This is a genomic window from Pseudomonas sp. WS 5027 (assembly GCF_012985695.1).
GTDB lineage: Bacteria > Pseudomonadota > Gammaproteobacteria > Pseudomonadales > Pseudomonadaceae > Aquipseudomonas > Aquipseudomonas hygromyciniae.
The window spans coordinates 1-19,334 of the sequence record NZ_JAAQWU010000002.1; the positions used below are offsets into that span (position 1 = coordinate 1).

The 19,334-nt window shown below is 60.7% G+C and carries 16 protein-coding genes; 4 read left to right on the plus strand and 12 right to left on the minus strand.

Annotated elements, in window-relative coordinates:
* Positions 1–193: 193 nt before the first annotated feature.
* The 9 genes from HBO09_RS02980 to HBO09_RS03020 form a co-directional block, all read right to left on the minus strand.
* Positions 194–1,099, minus strand: a complete 906-nt coding sequence (locus HBO09_RS02980) for a cation diffusion facilitator family transporter (protein ID WP_169998513.1) — start codon at positions 1,097–1,099, stop codon at positions 194–196.
* Between the two features lie 194 nt (positions 1,100–1,293).
* A complete protein-coding gene (locus tag HBO09_RS02985; RefSeq protein ID WP_029300500.1) occupies positions 1,294–2,058 on the minus strand; it encodes an SDR family oxidoreductase in 765 nt (254 codons plus the stop codon).
* A gap of 790 nt (positions 2,059–2,848) precedes the next feature.
* The gene (locus HBO09_RS02990) at positions 2,849–3,565 is read right to left on the minus strand and encodes an ABC transporter ATP-binding protein (protein WP_169998515.1); all 717 of its coding nucleotides are present in this window, start codon (positions 3,563–3,565) and stop codon (positions 2,849–2,851) included.
* A complete protein-coding gene (locus HBO09_RS02995) occupies positions 3,562–4,437 on the minus strand; it encodes an ATP-binding cassette domain-containing protein (protein WP_029300504.1) in 876 nt (291 codons plus the stop codon). The genes HBO09_RS02990 and HBO09_RS02995 overlap by 4 nt, the downstream gene beginning before the upstream one ends.
* Entirely contained in the window at positions 4,434–5,711 is a 1,278-nt protein-coding gene (gene livM, locus HBO09_RS03000) for a high-affinity branched-chain amino acid ABC transporter permease LivM (protein WP_169998517.1), read from the minus strand. The genes HBO09_RS02995 and livM overlap by 4 nt, the downstream gene beginning before the upstream one ends.
* Positions 5,712–5,713: 2 nt before the next feature.
* Complete coding sequence (locus HBO09_RS03005; protein ID WP_029300506.1) at positions 5,714–6,628, minus strand: branched-chain amino acid ABC transporter permease; 915 nt, start codon at positions 6,626–6,628, stop codon at positions 5,714–5,716.
* A gap of 204 nt (positions 6,629–6,832) precedes the next feature.
* Positions 6,833–7,969: a branched-chain amino acid ABC transporter substrate-binding protein gene (locus tag HBO09_RS03010; RefSeq protein ID WP_169998519.1), complete on the minus strand. Its 1,137-nt coding sequence runs from the start codon at positions 7,967–7,969 to the stop codon at positions 6,833–6,835.
* A 389-nt stretch (positions 7,970–8,358) separates the two neighbouring features.
* A complete protein-coding gene (locus tag HBO09_RS03015; protein WP_169998521.1) occupies positions 8,359–9,642 on the minus strand; it encodes an FAD-binding oxidoreductase in 1,284 nt (427 codons plus the stop codon).
* A gap of 152 nt (positions 9,643–9,794) precedes the next feature.
* A complete protein-coding gene (locus tag HBO09_RS03020; protein WP_169998523.1) occupies positions 9,795–11,285 on the minus strand; it encodes an aldehyde dehydrogenase family protein in 1,491 nt (496 codons plus the stop codon).
* A 149-nt stretch (positions 11,286–11,434) separates the two neighbouring features.
* Here HBO09_RS03020 and HBO09_RS03025 point away from each other — a divergent pair, with 149 nt between their 5' ends.
* The 3 genes from HBO09_RS03025 to nadE all read left to right on the plus strand — a co-directional run bounded on the left by HBO09_RS03025 (position 11,435) and on the right by nadE (position 14,551).
* Positions 11,435–12,322 (plus strand): LysR substrate-binding domain-containing protein, encoded by an 888-nt coding sequence (locus HBO09_RS03025; protein ID WP_169998525.1) that lies wholly within the window; start codon positions 11,435–11,437, stop codon positions 12,320–12,322.
* 183 nt (positions 12,323–12,505) lie between these two features.
* Positions 12,506–13,720 carry a nicotinate phosphoribosyltransferase gene (gene pncB / locus HBO09_RS03030; protein ID WP_029300515.1) on the plus strand — a complete coding sequence of 405 codons (1,215 nt, stop codon included), beginning with the start codon at positions 12,506–12,508 and terminating at the stop codon, positions 13,718–13,720.
* A 3-nt stretch (positions 13,721–13,723) separates the two neighbouring features.
* Positions 13,724–14,551 (plus strand): ammonia-dependent NAD(+) synthetase, encoded by an 828-nt coding sequence (gene nadE, locus HBO09_RS03035; protein ID WP_169998535.1) that lies wholly within the window; start codon positions 13,724–13,726, stop codon positions 14,549–14,551.
* Between the two features lie 133 nt (positions 14,552–14,684).
* On the opposite strand, the gene azu is transcribed toward nadE, so the two are convergent.
* Positions 14,685–15,131 carry an azurin gene (gene azu / locus HBO09_RS03040; RefSeq protein ID WP_169998537.1) on the minus strand — a complete coding sequence of 149 codons (447 nt, stop codon included), beginning with the start codon at positions 15,129–15,131 and terminating at the stop codon, positions 14,685–14,687.
* Between the two features lie 382 nt (positions 15,132–15,513).
* Here azu and HBO09_RS03045 point away from each other — a divergent pair, with 382 nt between their 5' ends.
* On the plus strand, positions 15,514–15,702 hold the full coding sequence (locus HBO09_RS03045) for a hypothetical protein (protein ID WP_070996421.1): 189 nt from the start codon (positions 15,514–15,516) through the stop codon (positions 15,700–15,702).
* A 170-nt stretch (positions 15,703–15,872) separates the two neighbouring features.
* Here the strand turns inward: HBO09_RS03045 and HBO09_RS03050 are convergent, their stop codons facing one another.
* Positions 15,873–16,763 carry a transglutaminase family protein gene (locus tag HBO09_RS03050; protein WP_169992264.1) on the minus strand — a complete coding sequence of 297 codons (891 nt, stop codon included), beginning with the start codon at positions 16,761–16,763 and terminating at the stop codon, positions 15,873–15,875.
* The gene (locus HBO09_RS03055; RefSeq protein WP_169992262.1) at positions 16,763–19,249 is read right to left on the minus strand and encodes a circularly permuted type 2 ATP-grasp protein; all 2,487 of its coding nucleotides are present in this window, start codon (positions 19,247–19,249) and stop codon (positions 16,763–16,765) included. Before HBO09_RS03055 ends, HBO09_RS03050 begins: the two co-directional genes overlap by 1 nt.
* Positions 19,250–19,334 lie beyond the last annotated feature (85 nt).

A 19,334-nucleotide genomic window follows, 5' to 3' on the forward strand; every position in this document is an offset into this window, starting at 1 on the left:
CTGCGAAGCAGCCCTAAACCCGGCCATCGCGGTTTATCTGAAGAAACGCGGGGGGCTTTTTGGGGCTGCTTCGCAGCCCAGCGCGGGGCAAGCCCGCTCGCCACAACTGCGCTATCTGCCTGGATTTAGGCGTTGCGGCAAAGTTATGTAGATACCTATGCCTGCGATGGCCTCACCGCGGTCTAACTGACTATCAGGCAATCCACTTGCGATCGCCGGTAAAGCTGATGGTCAGCCAACGCGCCTTGTCCGCCGCGCCCAGCCCTGTGGATATCTCTTCACGCAGCTCATCAAGCGTTGCGACTTTATCCACCGGGTAGTCAGCCGGCAGCACCACATGAATCTCGATAAACCGTGCCCGCCCGTGTTTCTGCACGTACGACACATAGTCCTCGAAACCATGCCGGGCCTGGACCGCGTCCATCACTTCGCGCACTTTGTCGTCCAACTGGTCCGGGGCGATCCCCAACACATCGCGCAAGGCCGGGCGCAGGATCTTCAAGGCCGGCGCCAGCATGCTCAGGGCCAGTAGAATCAGGATCAAGGGGTCGACATACACCGCCCACTCGCCATAGCCCTGGGACTTGAGCAGCAGCGCGGCCAGGAAGCTCACCAGCAAGCCCACGGAGAGCATCGCGTCCACCAGCCAACTGATGTTGTCGAACTGGATCAACGACGACTGCAGCTTGCGGTTGCGGTGGCGCACATAGAAGAAGTAGGCGAACTCGACCACGGTAAACACCGCGGCGTAGATGATCACCAGCCCCAACTCGATCTCGCGCCCGCCATTGATAATGCCGAACACACCGTTGAGAAACGCGTAGATGGCGATCAACAGCAGGAAACTGCCCTCGATCAGCAGCACCATGGGCTCCAGGTGCCAGTAGCCGAACTGGAAGCGGTCGTTGCTTTTCTTGGCGATAAGCTTGGCCGTGATCAGCATCAGTACCTTGATAAAGGTCGCGATCAGCGAGAAAAAGCCATCGAATAAAATGGATTGGGCGCCTGATATCACACCCGTGACAATCCCGGCGATCGCCACGGCGAACATCAGGATGGTCGATTGTTTGAGCAGTGCCTGCTCACCTCGGTTACTCACATATCCTCCTGTCAAAACCTTTAAACCGCTGGGTGCGGTGGGGTTTTCAGGAGTGGAGTGTACCTTATGCCGCCTTTTGGCCGATTTGCCACCATCCCGGGCAACCCCAATCCCACTTTGAAATGCAATCAAATGTGGGATCGGCGTTGCGACGATTCGACTTGTCCGCGATGCAGGCGACTGGGTTTAAAGCCCTATTTGGCCCCACGCTCAATCGCAAACCCCGCCCAGGTCTGGCTCACAGGCATCAGTTCCAGGCGGTTGATGTTAACGTGCGCCGGGGTGTTCATCACCCAGAAGATGGTGTCGGCAATGTCCTGTGGCTGGATCGGCTCGGCGCCGGCGTAGGTGGCGTCGTAACGCGCCTGGTCACCGCCAAAGCGCACCAGGGAGAACTCGCTCTCGCACAGGCCCGGTTCGATGTTGGTCACCCGCACGCCGGTGCCTTGCAGGTCGCAGCGCAGGTTCAGGGAGAACTGTTTGACGAACGCCTTGGAGCCGCCATACACGTGGCTGCCCGGGTACGGGTAGTTGCCGGCGATGGAGCCCAGATTGATGATCCCGGCGCCACGGCCATGGGCGATCAGGCGCGGCAGCAGCAGGCTGGTGGTGGTCAGCAGGCCCTTGATGTTGGTGTCGACCATGGTTTCCCAATCGTCGAGGCTGCATTTAGGCGCCGGGTCAGTGCCCACCGCCAGGCCGGCGTTGTTGATCAGCCCGCGTAGCTTGCTGAAAGACGCTGGCAGGTTGGCAATCGCTTCTTCCATGCCCTTGCGGTCACGCACGTCCACTACCAGGCCATGCACCTCGGTCTGCTTGGAAAGCTCTTCGACCAGGGCATTCAAGCGCTCGGCACGCCGACCGGTGAGCACCAGTTTCCAGCCGGCCTCAGCGAAGCGACGGGCACAGGCTTCGCCGAAACCTGAGGTTGCGCCAGTAATAAACAGCGTGTTGGACATGGTGTTCTCCTTGCGGGCATCGAGAAAAAATCAGCCAGCAGAATGCCCTTACGCCGCCGTCGCGGCAACCGCTACGCACACAATCTCATGCACACCTGGTCATTTTTTAACCACACAACGTAAAGCCTTATGAACCGTGGCTTACAGCCATGTGCGCGCAGGTTATCCACAGCTGCGCCCACAGTCTTTGGGGGCAACTGCAAAACCCTCCAGGCCGCTATGTACAAGGCTTTCAGCGCGATTCAAAAAGTTTTTTGCTTGACCTTGGAACCGCCCTATGTAGGCCTGTGCAAAGCAACGCGCCGAGGGACATGGCTCCAGGCCAGTAAATCCGGCCCCTACGAAGGTCTTTCCAGAGTTTAACCACAGACTTATCCACAGGCTTGGTGGTCATGTTTCGGTCATATACCTGTGTCTATGAACAGGTTGACAAAACCTGCGACCCGCCACAAAAAAGCGCCTGTTCAAAAAACAACCACCACGCTGCAGGCCACGTAAATAAAGGCGTACAGCCAGCTACTCCCATGTTACCCACAGCCGGTTCCACAGTGGATGGGGACAAGTCATTTGTGTGACAAAACAGGGATTTGCGGCGGCTATATGTCGCGCTTTGGCAGGTGTGTGGATTTGTTTTCCACAATTTGCCGGTGTGCTTGAGAACACCCTAAAACACTGTGGGAGCGGGCTTGCTCGCGATAGCGGTGTGTCAGCCGAATAAGAGCTCAACTGACACACCGCTATCGCGAGCAAGCCCGCTCCCACAGGGGTCTTGCGTACAGCTTGTGATTATCTAGTGCCCGCCGAGGTAGGCGTTGCGCACTTCCTCGTTCACCAGCAGATCCTTGCCAGTACCGGTCAGGCGGATCTCACCGTTGACCATCACATACGCCCGGTCAGACAGGCGCAGCGCGTGGTTGGCGTTCTGTTCCACCAAAAAGATGGTCATCCCGGTGGCGGCCAACTCGCGCAGCGTGGCAAAAATCTGCTTCACCACGATCGGCGCCAACCCCAGGCTTGGCTCATCGAGCAGCAACAGCTTGGGCCGGCTCATCAGCGCCCGAGCGATGGCAAGCATTTGCTGCTCGCCACCGGACATGGTCATTGCACGCTGGTTGCGCCGCTCCTTGAGGCGTGGAAACAGCTCGAACATGCGTTGCATATCTTCGCTGGCGTGCTTGTCACCAATCGGGATGGTGCCCATCAGCAGGTTCTCCTCGACGGTCATGTCGGGGAACACCCGCCGCCCTTCCGGGGACTGGGCGATACCGTTGGAGGCGATGTAGTGGGATGACTTGTGGGTAATGTCCACGCCCTGATACAGGATCTGCCCGGACTCGGCGCGTGGCTGGCCGAAGATCGACATCAGCAGCGTGGACTTGCCCGCGCCGTTGGAGCCGATCAGGCTCACGGTCTCGCCTTCGTCGATGTGCAGCGAAACCTTCTTCAGGGCCTGGATCGGGCCGTAAAACACGTCCAGGTCCTTCATTTCGAGGATAGGTGTGCTCATACCAACTCCTCTTCATCGGCACCCAGGTAGGCCGCGATCACTTTCGGGTCGTTGCGGATCGCTTCCGGCCCCCCCTCGGCGATGACGTTGCCGTGGTCCAGCACCACAATGTGGTCGGAAATACTCATCACCATGCCCATGTCGTGCTCGATCAATACCACTGTGAGGTCGTGTTCGTCGCGCAGCAGGCGAATCATCGCGCTGAGGGCTTCGGTTTCCTGGGGGTTGAGGCCCGCTGCCGGTTCGTCCAGGCAGATGATCTGCGGCCGGGTGCACATGGCGCGGGCGATTTCCAGGCGCCGCTGCTGGCCGTAGGAGAGTTCGCCAGCCAGGCGGTTGGCGCAGTCCACCAGATCCACCACTTCCAACCAGTAGAAGGCGTGGTCCAGCGCATCGCTTTCGGCCTTGCGGTAGCCCTTGGTGTTGAGGATCCCCGCCAGCATGTTGCGGTTGACCCACATGTGCTGGGCCACCAGCAGGTTTTCCACCACCGACATTTCCTTGAACAGGCGAATGTTCTGGAACGTGCGGGCCAGGCCTGCGCGGTTCACCAGGTGGGTGCCGCCGAACATCTTGTAGTACACCCGGCTGAAAAAGCTCTTGGGCGAAACGAAGTCGGTGGGTTTGAAGCGCTCGCCGAGCAACTGGATCACGTTGGTCTGCTTGCCGCGTATGTTGAGTTCGATCTTGCCGCCGCTGGCCGTATAAAAACCGGTCAGGCAGTTGAACACCGTGGTCTTGCCGGCGCCGTTGGGGCCGATCAGGGCGAAGATCGAGTTGCGTTCGACCTTGAGGCTCACATCGCTCAAGGCCTTGATGCCACCGAAGTGCATCATCAGGTGTTCCACGTTGAGAACGACTTCCTTGCTCATGGAGCCACCCCCTTGCGCGGTGTCACACCGGTACGGCTGATCCGGATCAGGCCCCGTGGCCGCCAGATCATCATCACCACCATCAGCACGCCAAACAGCAACACCCGATACTCAGAGAAGCTGCGCAGCAACTCAGGCGCGACTGTCAGCACGAAGGCGGCAATCACCACGCCCACCGTCGAGCCCATGCCGCCCAGCACCACAATGGCGAGGATCAACGCCGACTCGAAAAAGGTGAACGAAGACGGGTTGACGAAGCCCTGGTAGCTGGCAAAAAACACACCGGCCAGGCCAGCAGTGGACGCACCAATGGTGAACGCCGAAAGCTTCACCAGCACGTGGTTCAAGCCCATGGAGCGGCAGGCGATCTCATCTTCACGCAAGGCCTCCCAGGCGCGGCCCACCGGCATGCGGGTCAGGCGATGCTTGATGTACAACACCAGCAATACCACCAGAAACAGCACGATGTAGATGAACAGGAATTTCACGTTGGGGTTGTAGGCAATGCCAAAGAACTCATGGAACGGCACCCCGCCTTCCTTGGCCCGCCGGCCGAATTCCAGGCCGAGGAACGTCGGCGATGGCACCGGCATGCCGTTCGGCCCACCGGTAAACGACAGCCAGTTATTGAGTACCAGGCGGATGATTTCACCAAAACCCAGGGTCACGATGGCCAGGTAGTCACCGTGCATTCGCAGCACCGGGAACCCGAGGATGCACCCCGCAAGCGCCGCAGCGATGGCCGCCAGTGGCAGCACCGTCCAGAACCCCAGGCCCAGGTATTGATAACCCAGGGCCAGGCCATAGGCGCCGATGGCATAGAACGCCACGTAACCCAGGTCGAGCAGCCCGGCCAGGCCGACCACAATGTTCAGGCCCAGGCCCAGCAACACGTAGATCAGCCCGAGGATCACCACGGTCAGCAGGTACTTGTTGGCGAAAAACGGGAACACGATGGCGATCACGATCAACGCCGGGATGATCCAGCGCAGCCGCGACTTGTAGTCCGGCGCCAGCACATGCACGCCGGAGCCCGAGCTTTCAAAACCCTGGAGAATCTTCAAGCCCTTGGGGGTTTGCAGGAACAGGCTCATGACCAGGCGCCCGGCCATGACAATGGCCACCAGCAGGCCCACGCGGGCCGGTTCCAGGTTGAAGCTGTAGCCGTCCAGGACCACGCCGACGATAGGACCGAACACGATCAGGGAAATCAGCCCAGCGAGGACCGCATCGACCACACTTTTCTTGATATCGATAGATTTGGCAGCAGACATGTTTACACCTTCGCCACGAGCGGGCGACCAAGCAGGCCCTGGGGACGGAAAATCAGAATCACCACCAGCAGGGAGAAACTGAACACGTCTTTGTAGTCAGAGTTGATCAACCCCGAGAACAGCGACTCGGAAATCCCCAGGATAATCCCGCCCAACATCGCCCCAGGCAGGGAGCCGATGCCGCCGAGTACCGCTGCGGTAAATGCCTTGATGCCGATGATAAAGCCGGCATAGAAGTCGAACGTGCCGTAGTTCAGGGTGATCAGCACACCGGCCAGGGCCGCCATGGCCGCACCGATGACAAACACGTAGGAGATCACGCGGTCGGTGTTGATTCCCAGGATCGAGGCCATCTTGCGGTCTTGCTGAGTCGCGCGGCACATGCGGCCCAGCTTGGTGTACTTGATGATGTAGGTCAGCAGCGCCATGCCGGCAAAGGCCGCGACCAGGATAAACACCTTGGTGTAGGTCAACTGTACGAACCCGGTGCCGATATCGACGCGCCAGGCGCCGGCCAGCAGGGTGGGAATACCTTGTTGCTTGGCGCCCTGGGCGATCTGTGCGTAGTTCTGCAGGATCAACGAGATCCCGATGGCACTGATCAGCGGGGCCAGGCGGGTGGAGTTGCGCAACGGTTTGTAGGCGACACGTTCGATGACCCAGCCGTAGACGCCGGTGACGACGACGGTGAATATCAGGGTGCCGAGAATGAGCAGCGGGAAGGATTCGAGGCCGAAGTAAGCCAGCAGTGCCAGACTGATCGCCGCGAGGTAAGCGGAAATCATATAAACCTCGCCGTGGGCGAAGTTGATCATGCCAATGATGCCATAGACCATTGTGTAGCCGATGGCGATCAGGCCATAGACCGACCCGAGGGTCAGGCCGTTGACCAGTTGCTGCAGGAAAATACCATCCATAACGCAATCTCACGCGGTGAGAACCTGCACACCCTGGGGTGTGCGGCCCTTCTGGAGGAAAACAGAGGATTAGCCACGCTCCTTGTAGGAGCGAGCTTGCTCGCGAAAAACCCGAGAGCGATGCGGACATTCAGGATGCCTGCGTCATCGTTAACGCTCTTCGCGAGCAAGCTCGCTCCTACAGGAAGATGCCGTCAGTTCGGATTACTTCTGTTTTTCCAACTGGTGGTATTTGCCGTCCTTGTCCCACTGGTACACCACGTAGTCGGAGACCTTCAGGTCGCCCTTGGTATCCCATTCTTTCTTGCCCATCACGGTTTGCACCGGATTGGCCTTGAGCCACTTGGCCGCGTCTTCACCCTTGTTGGACTTGGCGCCATTGAAACCGGCCGCCAGGGCCTGGATCGAAGCGTAGGCGTACAGGGTGTAGCCTTCAGGCTCAGTGCCGTTTTTACGGAACTCTTCGACCACCGCCTTGCTGTCTGGCAGCAGGCGCGGGTCGGCGCCGAAGGTCATGTAGACGCCATCGACGTACTGCGCGCCACCGGCGGTCGCCACCAGTTCGTCGGTCACTACACCATCGTCGGACATGAACTTGACGTCCTTGAGGCCCGCTTCACGGATCTGGCGTACCAGTGGACCGGCTTCCGGATGCAGGCCGCCGAAGTACACCACGTCAGCACCCAGGGAGCGGATCTTGGTGACCAGGGCGCTGAAGTCTTTCTCGCCACGGGTCAGGCCTTCTTCCAGCACCGGCTTGACGCCGCGTTTGGTCAACTGGGCTGCGGTGGCATCGGCCAGGCCTTTGCCGTAGGTGTCCTTGTCGTTGATGACGGCGACTTTCTTGCCCTTGAGCACGTCGACGATGTAGTCACCGGCCACGATGCCCTGCTGGTCGTCACGCCCACACATACGGAACATAGCGCCCAGGCCACGCTCGGTGACTTGTGGGTTGGTGGAGCCTGGAGTGATGGCGATGATGCCCGCTTCGTCGTACACCTCGGAGGCTGGAATAGTGTTCGAGGAGCAGAAGTGCCCAACCACGCCGATCACTTTGTCCTGGTCGGCCAGGCGGTTGGCCACGGCCACGGCCTGTTTGGGTTCGCATGCATCGTCGCCGGGCACCAACTTGATCTGCTCGCCGTTGATCCCGCCCGCCTTGTTGATCACATCGGCTGCCGCCTGGGCACCTTTCATGTACTGCTCACCGAAGGCTGCGTTGGCGCCCGTCATCGGCCCCGCCACGCCAATCTTCACATCAGCTTGAACAAACGTAGAAACACCCAGCGCGGCAGCTACCGCGAGGGCCAGGAAACCTTTCTTGTAAAACGTCTGGGACATGAGTGGTGCTCCGAGTTTTTTATTGAATGGGCACTGCAATTTCACTTCAAACTTTCACTTGAAACCTTCACTGGAAAGCTGAGAGCAAGCAGCGTGCCATTGCGTTTTTTTATTTCAGAAAGACACGGTGTCATTGTTATTACAGGTGTTTCGGTGCCTTTTTGGCGGGACGTGCAACCCTCTAGATCACAGAGGTGCAACCAAGGTGAAAAAAAGGTAAAACCCGCTCGATGAACTGATGTCAGCCAGCCATCAAGCGCGCCTTAGAGCATCTGTAACCATGTGCGTAACGGAAGTGCACATTTACAGTGCGTCATTGCTACGACTCGCACCAATACAGATTAGTAGCCGGCTAAGAAAATGCCGGCTTCTGAATGGTATTTCGCTGATCAGATGACAATTCGCAGGCATTGGCCGGCGTGGTACAGCGAAAAACCAGCCTCGTACAGGCAACTGCGCAGGCCTACACCGGCCAGCGGCTGCATCGGCGCAAACGGAATCGGCAGGGCCTGGGGATCCTGGTGACACAAATAGTCGGCAAATGCCTTGCCGACCACACTGCCGGTGGTCACGCCACGCCCGTTGTAGCCAGTGACCGCCACCAAACCGGGCGCGGGTTCGAAAAGACGCATCAAATGGTCTGGGGTAAAGGCGATGCAGCCGGTCCAGGTGTATTCCCAGTCCACCGCCTTGAGGAACGGGAAGTAGTGCTGCTGCACACGGTCAGCCCAGGCCTTGAGGAACCACACAGGTTTCTGGTTGCCATTGCCCAGGCTACCGAGCAACAAACGCCCCTCGGCATCGCGGCGGATGCTGCTCAGCACTTGGCGTGTGTCCCAGGAACCCTGGCCGCCCGGCAGGATTTGTTGCGCAGCGTCATCACTCAATGGCGCCGAAGCCACCTGGTAGTAATAGCCGGGGAAAAAATTGCGCCGCAGCTCGGTCCACTCGCCTTCAGTGTAGGCATTGGAGGCGATCACCACTTGTGCAGCCTGCACCGCGCCCTGGGCAGTTTGCACCGACCACTGCTGGCCCTGGCGCTCCAGTTGAGTCACCGGGGAATGGTCGAACAACTGCCCGCCCAGCTTCATCGCCGCATTGGCCAGGCCACTGGTGTAGGCCATCGGGTTCAAGGTGCCGGCACGCCGGTCGAGCAAGGCCGCTGCGATCTTTTTGGTGCCGGTGGCCTGCTCGCACGCAGCACCGGTCAACAACTCCACGGGCGCACCACGGCGCTTCCATTGTTCCTCGCGGCTGCGCAGGTCGGCTTCGCCACGGGCGTTGTGCGCCATGTGCAATGTGCCCTCGCGGCGCAGTTGGCAATCAATCTTGTACTTGTCGATCAAGCTGAACACCAGGGACGGCGCAGCGCCGAGCATACGGTTGAGCTGGCTGCCCACCGCCGGGCCAAAACCGGCCTCGATTTCATCCGGGGGAATCCACATCCCGGCGTTGACCAAACCCACGTTACGCCCCGAACCGCCATGGCCGGTGCGATGGGCCTCCAGCACGCAGACACTTTTGCCTTGCTCCAGCAGGTGGATGGCCGCCGACAATCCGGTGATACCGGCGCCGATCACACACACATCCACCTTGACCTCGCCCGTAAGCGCGGCGCGATCTGGCCGGCCAGGGGTCAGTTGTTCCCACAAACACGCTTCGCGTAATGGCATTGCCAGACTCCGGGATGAGACCTAACAAACAATTGTTGAACTGCAAACCCGATCAACTGTGGGAGCTGGCTTGCCTGCGATAGCGGTATTGGATTCGCCATCGCCATCGCCGGCAAGCCAGCTCCCACATTGAGCGCATTTCGGCTGGAGGCTCAGTCGAAGGTAATGCCTTGGGCCAACGGCAATTCCAGCGAATAGTTCACGGTATTGGTCTGCCGGCGCATGTACCCGCGCCACGCATCCGAGCCCGATTCACGCCCGCCGCCGGTTTCTTTCTCACCGCCAAACGCGCCACCGATCTCCGCACCACTGGGGCCGATATTGACGTTGGCGATCCCGCAATCGCTGCCTACCGCCGACATAAACTGCTCGGCCTCGCGCACATCGGTGGTAAAGATGCACGACGACAAGCCCTGCGGCACCGCGTTGTTCAGGCGCAAGGCCTCGGTGAAGTCCTTGTAGCCGACCACATACAGAATCGGCGCGAACGTTTCATTGCACACCACATCGCTCTGCTCGGGCATTTCCACAATGGCCGGCGACACGTAGTACGCGTCGGGGAACTGCTCCTGCAACTGGCGCTTGCCACCAAACACCTTGCCACCTTCGCTCAGGGCCTGTTCCAGGGCGTCCTGCATGTTTTCAAAGCTGTGTTTGTCGATCAGCGGGCCGACCAGGTTGCCTTGCAGCGGGTGGCCGATGCGCACCTTGGAATAGGCAGCCTTGAGGCGTGTGACGATTTCTTCTTTGACCGACTCATGGGCGATCAACCGGCGCAGGCTGGTGCAACGTTGGCCGGCGGTCCCCACCGCGCTGAACAGGATGGCACGCACGGCCATGTCCAGGTCGGCGCTGGGGCCCAGGATCATTGCGTTGTTGCCGCCCAGCTCAAGAATGCTGCGGGCAAACCGCGCGGCGACTTTGGGTGCTACTTCGCGGCCCATGCGCGTGCTGCCGGTGGCGCTGATCAGTGCCACGCGTGGATCGTCCACCAGGGCGGCGCCGGCGTCACGTCCGCCAATGACCACCTGGCTGAGGTACGGCGGTGCATCGCTGAAGTTTTTTGCCACCCGCTCGAACAGCGCCTGGCAGGCCAGGGCGGTGAGCGGGGTCTTTTCCGAAGGCTTCCAGATCACCGCGTTGCCGCACACCAGCGCCAGCGCGGTGTTCCACGCCCACACCGCCACCGGGAAGTTGAAGGCGCTGATCACGCCGACCACGCCCAGCGGGTGCCAGGTCTCACGCATATGGTGGCCAGGGCGCTCGGAGGCGATGGTCAAGCCGTACAACTGGCGCGACAGGCCCACGGCGAAGTCGCAGATGTCGATCATTTCCTGAACTTCACCCAAGCCTTCCTGGGTGATCTTGCCCGCTTCCCAGGACACCAACTCGCCCAGGTCAGCCTTGTACTCGCGCAGCAGGTCGCCGAACTGGCGCACCAGCTCACCGCGACGGGGCGCCGGCACCTTGCGCCAGGCGTCGAATGCATGCTCGGCACGACTGACCTGCTGCTCGACCTCGGCGGCCCCTTCCCAGTGCACACTGGCGATGCGGCTGCCATCGATGGGTGAATGCACAGGCTGTTTACCGGCCTGGTACAACGCCGGGTCTACGCCGAGACGATCAAGCAATGCGGCAACCATGGGTCACTCCTTCAATCCACACAAAAATTGCGCCGCGACCAACACGACGATCAGCGCTTATTTGTAGCTGGCCCGGGACTTGCCAACAAACGACGTTTAGGCGAGATATCATTCCGTTTATTCATGCCAAAACAAAAAAGAGGCAGGCCGTGCTCAATAAAAGACATTTGCCCTCGATCACCGCCCTGCAGTGTTTCGAGGCCGTGACCCGCCACCTGAGTTTCACCCGCGCCGCCGAGGAGCTGAACCTCACCCAGAGCGCCGTCAGCAAGCAGGTCGCGCAGTTGGAAGAGCTACTGCAACACCTGCTGTTTCGCCGGGTGCGCCGCCGCTTGCAGATGACCCCGGCGGGCGATCTGTACCTGGTGGAAGTACGCAAGATCTTGAGCCAGGTGGAGATGTCGACCCACTACCTGCGCTCCTATGGCGGCGAGACCGAAGTATTGCGCGTGTCCACGCCCTACACCTTCGGCGCGCGCTGGCTGGTGCCGCGCCTCAAGGGCTGGCGCCTGCGCCACCCACAGATTCACCTGGATCTGTGCAACGAGCAGACCCCGGACGAGTTGCTGCAAGGCAAGGCCGACCTGGCGTTCTACTTCGGCGCAGGCTCGCGGCCGGGCACCGAGAGCCTCAAGCTGTTCAGCGAGGAACTGGTGCCGGTATGCGCCCCGGAGAGCCTGCCGGCCCAGCCCTTGCGCGACCCCACGCAACTGAGCGAACTGGTGCTGCTGCAAAATGCCTCGCGCCCCCAGGGCTGGCACGACTGGTTCGCCAGCCTGGGCTACCAGACCGAGCACAGCTACCATGGGCCGCGTTTTGACACCTTCTATATGTGTATCAGGGCCGCGCAGGTGGGTTGTGGCGTGGCGCTTTTACCGCGTTTTCTGGTGGAAGAAGAGCTGGCGGAAGGCAAGTTGGTGATCCCCTGGCAGCATGGGCTGCCCAGCCAGGATGCGTACTACCTGGCGTACCCGGAGCATTCGGCAGAGGTGCCCAAGGTGCGGGATTTTGTGAAGTGGATGATGGAGCAGGTGTGACAGGTGTTTTTTGTTGTCTGCAGCACCGCCATCGCAGGCAAGCCAGCTCCCACATTTGGAATGCATTCTCCTGTGGGAGCTGGCTTGCCTGCGATGACGCCAGAGGCCACGACAAAAAAACCTCTGGCAAAACAACACGGGTCTATGCGCCACTAGCGCCATTCTTGTTTGGAGATTCCCGTTATGAGCGAGAGTGTGTTTGCCGATCGCATCGTGCAGAACCTGCTCGACACCGACTTCTACAAGCTGACCATGATGCAGGCGGTGCTGCACAACTACCCCAATGTGGAAGTTGAATGGGAATTCCGTTGCCGTAACAGCGAAGACCTGCGCCCGTATCTGGCAGAAATCCGCTACCAGATCGAGCGTCTGGCCGAGTTGAGCCTGAGCCCGGACCAGTTGGGCTTTTTGGAACGCATCAGCTTCATGAAGCCGGACTTCCTGCGCTTCCTCGGCTTGTTCCGCTTCAACCTGCGCTACGTGCAGACCGGCATCGAGAACGGCGAGTTGTTTATCCGCCTGCGCGGCCCGTGGCTGCATGTGATCCTGTTTGAAGTGCCACTGCTGGCCATCGTCAGCGAAGTGCGCAACCGCTATCGCTACCAGACCATCATCCTGGAGCAGGCCCGCGAGCAGTTGTATCGCAAGTTCGACTGGTTGAGCGCCAACGCCAGCAGCGACGAACTGGCCGAGTTGCAGGTCGCGGACTTCGGCACCCGCCGGCGCTTCTCCTACCGCGTGCAGGAGGAAGTGGTGAATGTGCTCAAGCACGACTTCCCCGGCCGTTTCGTCGGCACCAGCAACGTGCACCTGGCCCGCGAGCTGGACATGAAGCCCCTGGGCACCATGGCCCACGAATGGATCATGGCCCACCAGCAACTGGGCCCGCGGCTGATCGACAGCCAGATCGCCGCGCTCGATTGCTGGGTCCGTGAGTACCGTGGCCTGCTGGGTATTGCCCTGACCGATTGCATCACCACCGATGCTTTCCTCAGCGATTTCGATCTGTACTTCGCCAAGCTCTTCGACGGCCTGCGCCATGACTCCGGCGACCCGGTGCAGTGGGCCGAAAAAGCCATCGCCCATTACCATAAGCTGGGCATTGAGCCGATGAGCAAGACCCTGGTGTTCTCCGACAGCCTGACGCTGCCCAAGGCCCTGGAGATTTTCCGTGCGCTGCGCGGTCGGATCAATGTCAGCTTTGGCATCGGCACCAACCTGACCTGTGACATTCCAGGTGTGGAACCGATGAGCATCGTGCTTAAAATGACCGCCTGCAACGGCCAGCCCGTGGCGAAGATTTCCGATGAGGCGGGCAAGACCCACTGCACGGATCCGAACTTCGTCGCCTATTTGCGCCACGTTTTCAAAGTACCTGCCATCTCTAGCGAGGAGTGAATCATGCAAGCCGTACAGCGTGAGATTGCCCAACAGCTCAAGGTCCAACCACCATTCCAGGACCACGCCGCCCTTGAGGCGGAAGTGGCCAGGCGGATTACCTTTATCCAGGACTGCCTGCTCAACTCGGGGCTCAAGACCCTGGTGCTGGGCATCAGCGGCGGCGTCGACTCCCTGACCGCAGGCCTTCTGGCCCAACGGGCGATCAAAGAGCTGCGCGCCCTCAAAGGCAATGACGCTTACCGTTTTATTGCGGTGCGCCTGCCCTACGACACGCAGTTCGACGAACACGATGCCCAGGCCTGCGTCGACTTTATCAACCCGGACGAGCGCCACACGGTCAATATCGGCCCGGCGGTCAAGGCCCTGGCCAATGAAGTCGCCGCTTTCGAAGGCAAGGCCGCGGCATCCCGTGATTTTGTGCTGGGCAATACCAAGGCGCGGATGCGCATGGTCGCGCAGTACACCATCGCCGGCGCAGCGAGTGGCCTGGTGATCGGTACCGACCATGCGGCGGAAGCGGTGATGGGTTTTTTCACCAAGTTCGGCGATGGCGCTTGCGACCTGGCACCGTTGAGCGGGCTGGTGAAGAACCAGGTACGGGCGATTGCCCGGCACTTTGGTGCGCCCGAGTCGCTGGTGGAGAAGGTGCCGACTGCGGACCTGGAAGACCTGTCACCGGGCAAGCCGGATGAAGCGTCCCATGGCGTGACCTACAGCGAGATCGATGCGTTCCTACACGGCCAACCGGTGCGGGAAGAGGCGTTCAGGATTATCTGCGATACCTATCGCAAGACTGAGCACAAGCGGGTGATGCCGTTTGCGCCTTGAGGTAGGCCTGGTGCTTGTGTATTGATTGTTAGACCGCTATCGCGGGCAAGCCCGCTCCCACATTTGAATGTATTCACAAATCAAAATGTGGGAGTTGGCTTGCCTGCGATGAACGATAACGCGGTCTTGAGCCTTACTTCAGGGTCACAGTGCCTTTCATCATCGCGATGTGGCCTGGGAACGAGCAGAAGAACATGTACTTGCCGTCAGCCTTGAGCTTGGACACATCGAAGGTCACCGAATCGGTTTCACCGGCGCCGATGATCTTGGTATGGGCGATGATGCGGGTATCGCCTTCTTTCAGGTAGTTCTTGTCGATACCAGCGGCCATGCCGTCGGTTGCAACAGGCTGCATATCAGCTTCAGTGGTCAGCACCCAGTTATGGCCCATGACGTTCTTCGGCAGGTTGCCGGAGTGTGTCAGCTCGACGGTGAACGTCTTGCAGCTCTTGTCGATTTCAATGGCCTTGGTGTTGAAAGACATTTGGTCAGTGGAGTCGACAGTGACCTTGCACTCTGCAGCAAGCAACTGGCCGCTAGCCAGCGTCAGCAGGGAAACAGCAACGATTTTGGCAAACATGTGAATCTCCAAGGCAGGGTTTAAAAAACGCATGTGCGACAAGGGTGCCTGAGGCAGGCAAATGTTCCAATGATCTGAATCAACAGATTGTATACAACTTTAGGCTATCAGACTGATCGACAGAATCAACCGGCCAAAGTGCCGCACACGACCTATGATCGGCCCATCTTTACTTCCTGGAGTCCGAGCCATGCACCTCAACAGCCTGCTGCGCAGCTTGCTTGCCGCTTACGCCTGTGGCGCCAGCGGTACTTACGAAACGGTTAATGTCGACTAACGTTTAATCAGCAGAGGCGATTCTGAAACCCGATTAACCCTTGGGCCACGTTTAAAGGCAGAATACCCGCCGCTCAACCTCACCTTCGACCCCAGAGGATCGCCCATGGCAAAACCTAATTACTCCTTCGCCAAACGTCAGAGAGACTTGGCCAAGGAACAGAAGAAAGAGGAAAAGCTGCAACGCAAGAAAGCTGCGGCCGACGAAGAAGCAGGCGCACTGAACCCGGATGCTGAAGGTGAAGTGGCTGCTGATGACACTGAAACCCCGAAAGACCCTGCACCTGAGGCCTGAACTCCCGCCTCAATGAATACCTGACCTGTATGTGGCGAGCGGGCTTGTCGGAACGCCGCATCGCCCGCGCTGGGGCGCGAAGCGGCCCCAGAAATGGGACTGCTGCGCAGTCCAACGCGGGCGATGCGGCGTTCCGACAAGCCCGCTCGCCACAACACGGGAACCATCGGTTACTCCAGCGGCATCACCGTTACCCGTACTTCCGGGTCATGGCTCCCTCCTCCCAGAATCACCCCGCGCAACGGCGAAACATCGGAAAAGTCCCGGCCCCAGGCCAGGGTGATGTGTTCCAGTGCCGGCTGCACATTGTTCGTCGGATCAAAATCCACCCAGCCCGACCGCGGGCAAAACACCGAGACCCACGCGTGCGACGCATCGGCGCCGATCAGCCGTGGCTGGCCGGGCGGTGGCTGGGTCAGCAGGTAGCCACTGATATAACGCGCCGCCAGGCCCCGTGAGCGCAGGCAGGCGAGCATCAGGTGGGCAAAGTCCTGGCACACCCCCCGTCGACGCTCCAGCACCTCCACCAGCGGCGTGGCGACCTGGGTGGCTTCGGCATCGAAAGTGAATTCGCTGAAGATTTTCTCCATCAACGCCTGCACCCCCAACAACAACGGGCGACCAGGCGCAAAGCAGCTCTCGGAGAACTCGACGAAGTTTTTCTTCAAGTGCACGTAGGGCGATTCGAAACGATAGCGGCACGCCTCGATCGCCTCGGCCGACAACGGCTGGCCACTGTAGGTCAGGCTGTTGCGGGTCTGGTCCCAGGGCGGTGACTGGCTGAAATCCAGCACAGGCCGGGCCAGCACTTCCACGGTCAAACCGGCGTTGACCAGCAATTCATCATGGGGCCGTTCGAATGCCAGCCGAGTGATCGGGTTGCCGAACACGTCCAGCTCATCGCGGCGCGCGGTCGGTTCGGGGCTGATCTGCAACTGCCGCGAGGTGCAGCGCTGCCAGGCGCAGGGACGCGGCCACAAGTGCGCCAGCTGCTGGGCCAGGGACACCGGGCTGTCGTAGTGGTAATGGGTATCGTGGAAAATCTGATAGCGCGCGCTCATTACACCGACACCGTTTGCTGGCTGACATCATCCACATGGGCAAAATGGCGCAGGGCCAGGCGATCAGAGACCTGCCCGCTTTCATCGGCGACGGCCTGCAACAGGTCCGCCAGGCCATCGAGGGCCGCACGCACGCTGGCGTCGCCAAACAACGGGTTCTCCAGGCAACCCAGGTCAAAGCGCGCCAGGCGCTCCACCAGCGGTGCCAGGCCGGTCTCCCGGGGTACGCCGAAGTCATCGTTGAGCCGGCGCAAGGTGCGGCTCACCAGCTTGAGCTGGAACAACACCGCGTGGGGGTTCTGTTCATCCAGCAGCAACAGGTCCAGCACCGGAATCAATTGCGGCACCGCCAGGTAGCGCGAGCGGTAGGTAATGCTGCTGTTGCCCAGTTCCAGCAGCCATTCCAACCCCGCCTGGTCGAACACCGCCACCCCGCGCAGGAAGGCGGCGAGGCTGCTGCTGAGAAACTGCAGGCGCTCGATGCGCCGGCCCATCATCAAAAAGCGCCAGCCTTCGTCGCGGGTCATGTCGTCTAGGGCAAAACCGGACAAGGCCGCCAGGGACATTACCAGGCGGTTGAGGAAGTCCAGCAGTTCGCCAAAATCCGGCGTCTCGCTTTCCAGCTCCAGGGCTTCGCGCTGTAACTCCACCAGCGCCTGCCAGTTCTCCCGGGACAGTTTGCCGCGCACCTGGGACGCCGCCCACTGCAAACGCTGCAGGTTGGCGCGCAGGCTCGACGGCCAGTCATCACCGAGCAGGGCCTGCAGCAGGCGCTCGGGCAACTCGCCCTCCTCTGGCAGCAGGCGCAGGCTTTCCCCCAGTTCCACGGCGGCCTGCAAGGCCAGCGGGTCGTCACCGTCGACATAGCGGGCAAGCACAATGCGCAGCCAGCGCGCACTGTTATCGCAGCGCTCGCAGTAACGACCGAACCAGAACAGGTTTTCCACGACCCGCGACGGCAGGTACGGGTCGCGACGTACCAGGTCATGGGTACCGATCGCCCGCTGCGCGCGCCATTGCTCGCCACCGGGGGCACGCTCGCCTAGCACCCACGTGTCCTTGCTCGCCCCGCCACGCTGCATCGACACCACTTCGGCATCCGCCTGCGCTGCCACGCGGGTCAGGCCACCCGGCAGCACCCGGTAGCCATCCTCACCGGCCACCGCGTACACGCGCATGCCGATGGCGCGATGTTGCAGATGGTCATCCACGGTGTGCCAGACCGGCGCCTGGGACAGCTGCGCCAGCTCCTGGGCCACATAAGCGTATGGGCGCGCCCGCATGCGTTCGGCCAGGGCCTGGCGTTGTTCGTCGTTCAGGTCGCGGCCAAATACCGGGGCAAAACTTTGCGAAGGGAACGCCGGCTTGATCAGCAACTCCGGTAGTTTTTCCAGGGCTTCGGCCAGCACCGGGGCTTCGCCGCACCACCAGGTGGCGATGGACGGCAGGATCAATTCTTCGCCAAACAGAAACTGATTGATCTTGGGCAGGAAACCCAGCAACCCGGGCGATTCCAGCACGCCGGCGCCCAGGGCATTGGCCACCAGCACATTGCCCTGGCGTACCGCGTCCAGCAGGCCGGGCACGCCCAGGGCCGAGTCGGTGCGCAATTCCAGGGGGTCGCAGAAATCATCGTCCAACCGGCGCATGATCGCGTGCACACGGCGCAGGCCACTGAGGGTCTTGAGGTACACCGTGCTGTCACGCACGGTCAGGTCGCCGCCCTCTACCAACGGGTAGCCAAGCTGACGGGCCAGGTATAGGTGCTCGAAGTAGCTTTCATTGAAGCGCCCCGGGGTCAGCAGCACGATCAGCGGTGGCTGCTCATCGCCGGGCGCCTGGCGGGCCAGGGTTTCCTGCAAGGTGCGGAAGAACCCGGTGAGGTGCTGCACCTGCAAGTCGCGATACAAATCCGGGAATGCGCGGGAGACGATGGTGCGGTTTTCCAGGGCATAACCGGCGCCGGAAGGCGCTTGGGTACGATCCGCCGTGACCCACCAGCGGCCGTCCGGGGTGCGCGCCAGGTCCACCGCATACAGGTGCAGGAACACCCCATCGGGCGGCTGGATGCCCTGGCACGGCCACAGGAAGTTGTTATGCCCAAACACCAGCTCTGCCGGCAGCAAGCCTTCGGCAATCAGGCGTTGCGGGCCATACAGGTCGGCCAGCACGGCGTTGAGCAAGCGCCCGCGCTGGGCAATGCCCGCCGCCAGATGCGCCCATTCATCCGCTGCCAATACATGGGGTAGCAAGTCCAACTCCCAGGGGCGGTCGGCGCCCTTGGGGTCGGCGTAGACGTTGTAGGTCACGCCGTTTTCCTGGATCTGCCGGGTCAGTAACGCCTGGCGCTGGGCCAATTGCGCCGGGGTGCTGCGTTGCAGATGGTCGAGCAGGCGCTGCCAATGAGCGCGCACCGCGCCGCTGTCGTCCAGCAGTTCGTGATAAGTGCCCGCAGTCAGCGGGTAACGGTCGAGCAAGTCGGACATGGAACGCTCGGCAGGGGCAAGGGGGCTCAGATTAACCTAACAAACACTGCAAATCCTCTGTGGAAACCGGGCTTGTAGGGGAGCG

Bases quoted from the DNA above. Each gene is read 5' to 3' on its own strand.
- HBO09_RS02985 (WP_029300500.1), bottom strand. From the start codon at position 2,058: ATGTCCAACACGCTGTTTATTACTGGCGCAACCTCAGGTTTCGGCGAA.
- HBO09_RS02990 (WP_169998515.1), bottom strand. From the start codon at position 3,565: ATGAGCACACCTATCCTCGAAATGAAGGACCTGGACGTGTTTTACGGC.
- HBO09_RS02995 (WP_029300504.1), bottom strand. From the start codon at position 4,437: ATGAGCAAGGAAGTCGTTCTCAACGTGGAACACCTGATGATGCACTTC.
- livM (WP_169998517.1), bottom strand. From the start codon at position 5,711: ATGTCTGCTGCCAAATCTATCGATATCAAGAAAAGTGTGGTCGATGCG.
- HBO09_RS03005 (WP_029300506.1), bottom strand. From the start codon at position 6,628: ATGGATGGTATTTTCCTGCAGCAACTGGTCAACGGCCTGACCCTCGGG.
- HBO09_RS03010 (WP_169998519.1), bottom strand. From the start codon at position 7,969: ATGTCCCAGACGTTTTACAAGAAAGGTTTCCTGGCCCTCGCGGTAGCT.
- HBO09_RS03015 (WP_169998521.1), bottom strand. From the start codon at position 9,642: ATGCCATTACGCGAAGCGTGTTTGTGGGAACAACTGACCCCTGGCCGG.
- HBO09_RS03020 (WP_169998523.1), bottom strand. From the start codon at position 11,285: ATGGTTGCCGCATTGCTTGATCGTCTCGGCGTAGACCCGGCGTTGTAC.
- pncB (WP_029300515.1), top strand. From the start codon at position 12,506: ATGAGCGAGAGTGTGTTTGCCGATCGCATCGTGCAGAACCTGCTCGAC.
- nadE (WP_169998535.1), top strand. From the start codon at position 13,724: ATGCAAGCCGTACAGCGTGAGATTGCCCAACAGCTCAAGGTCCAACCA.
- azu (WP_169998537.1), bottom strand. From the start codon at position 15,131: ATGTTTGCCAAAATCGTTGCTGTTTCCCTGCTGACGCTGGCTAGCGGC.
- HBO09_RS03045 (WP_070996421.1), top strand. From the start codon at position 15,514: ATGGCAAAACCTAATTACTCCTTCGCCAAACGTCAGAGAGACTTGGCC.
- HBO09_RS03050 (WP_169992264.1), bottom strand. From the start codon at position 16,763: ATGAGCGCGCGCTATCAGATTTTCCACGATACCCATTACCACTACGAC.
- HBO09_RS03055 (WP_169992262.1), bottom strand. From the start codon at position 19,249: ATGTCCGACTTGCTCGACCGTTACCCGCTGACTGCGGGCACTTATCAC.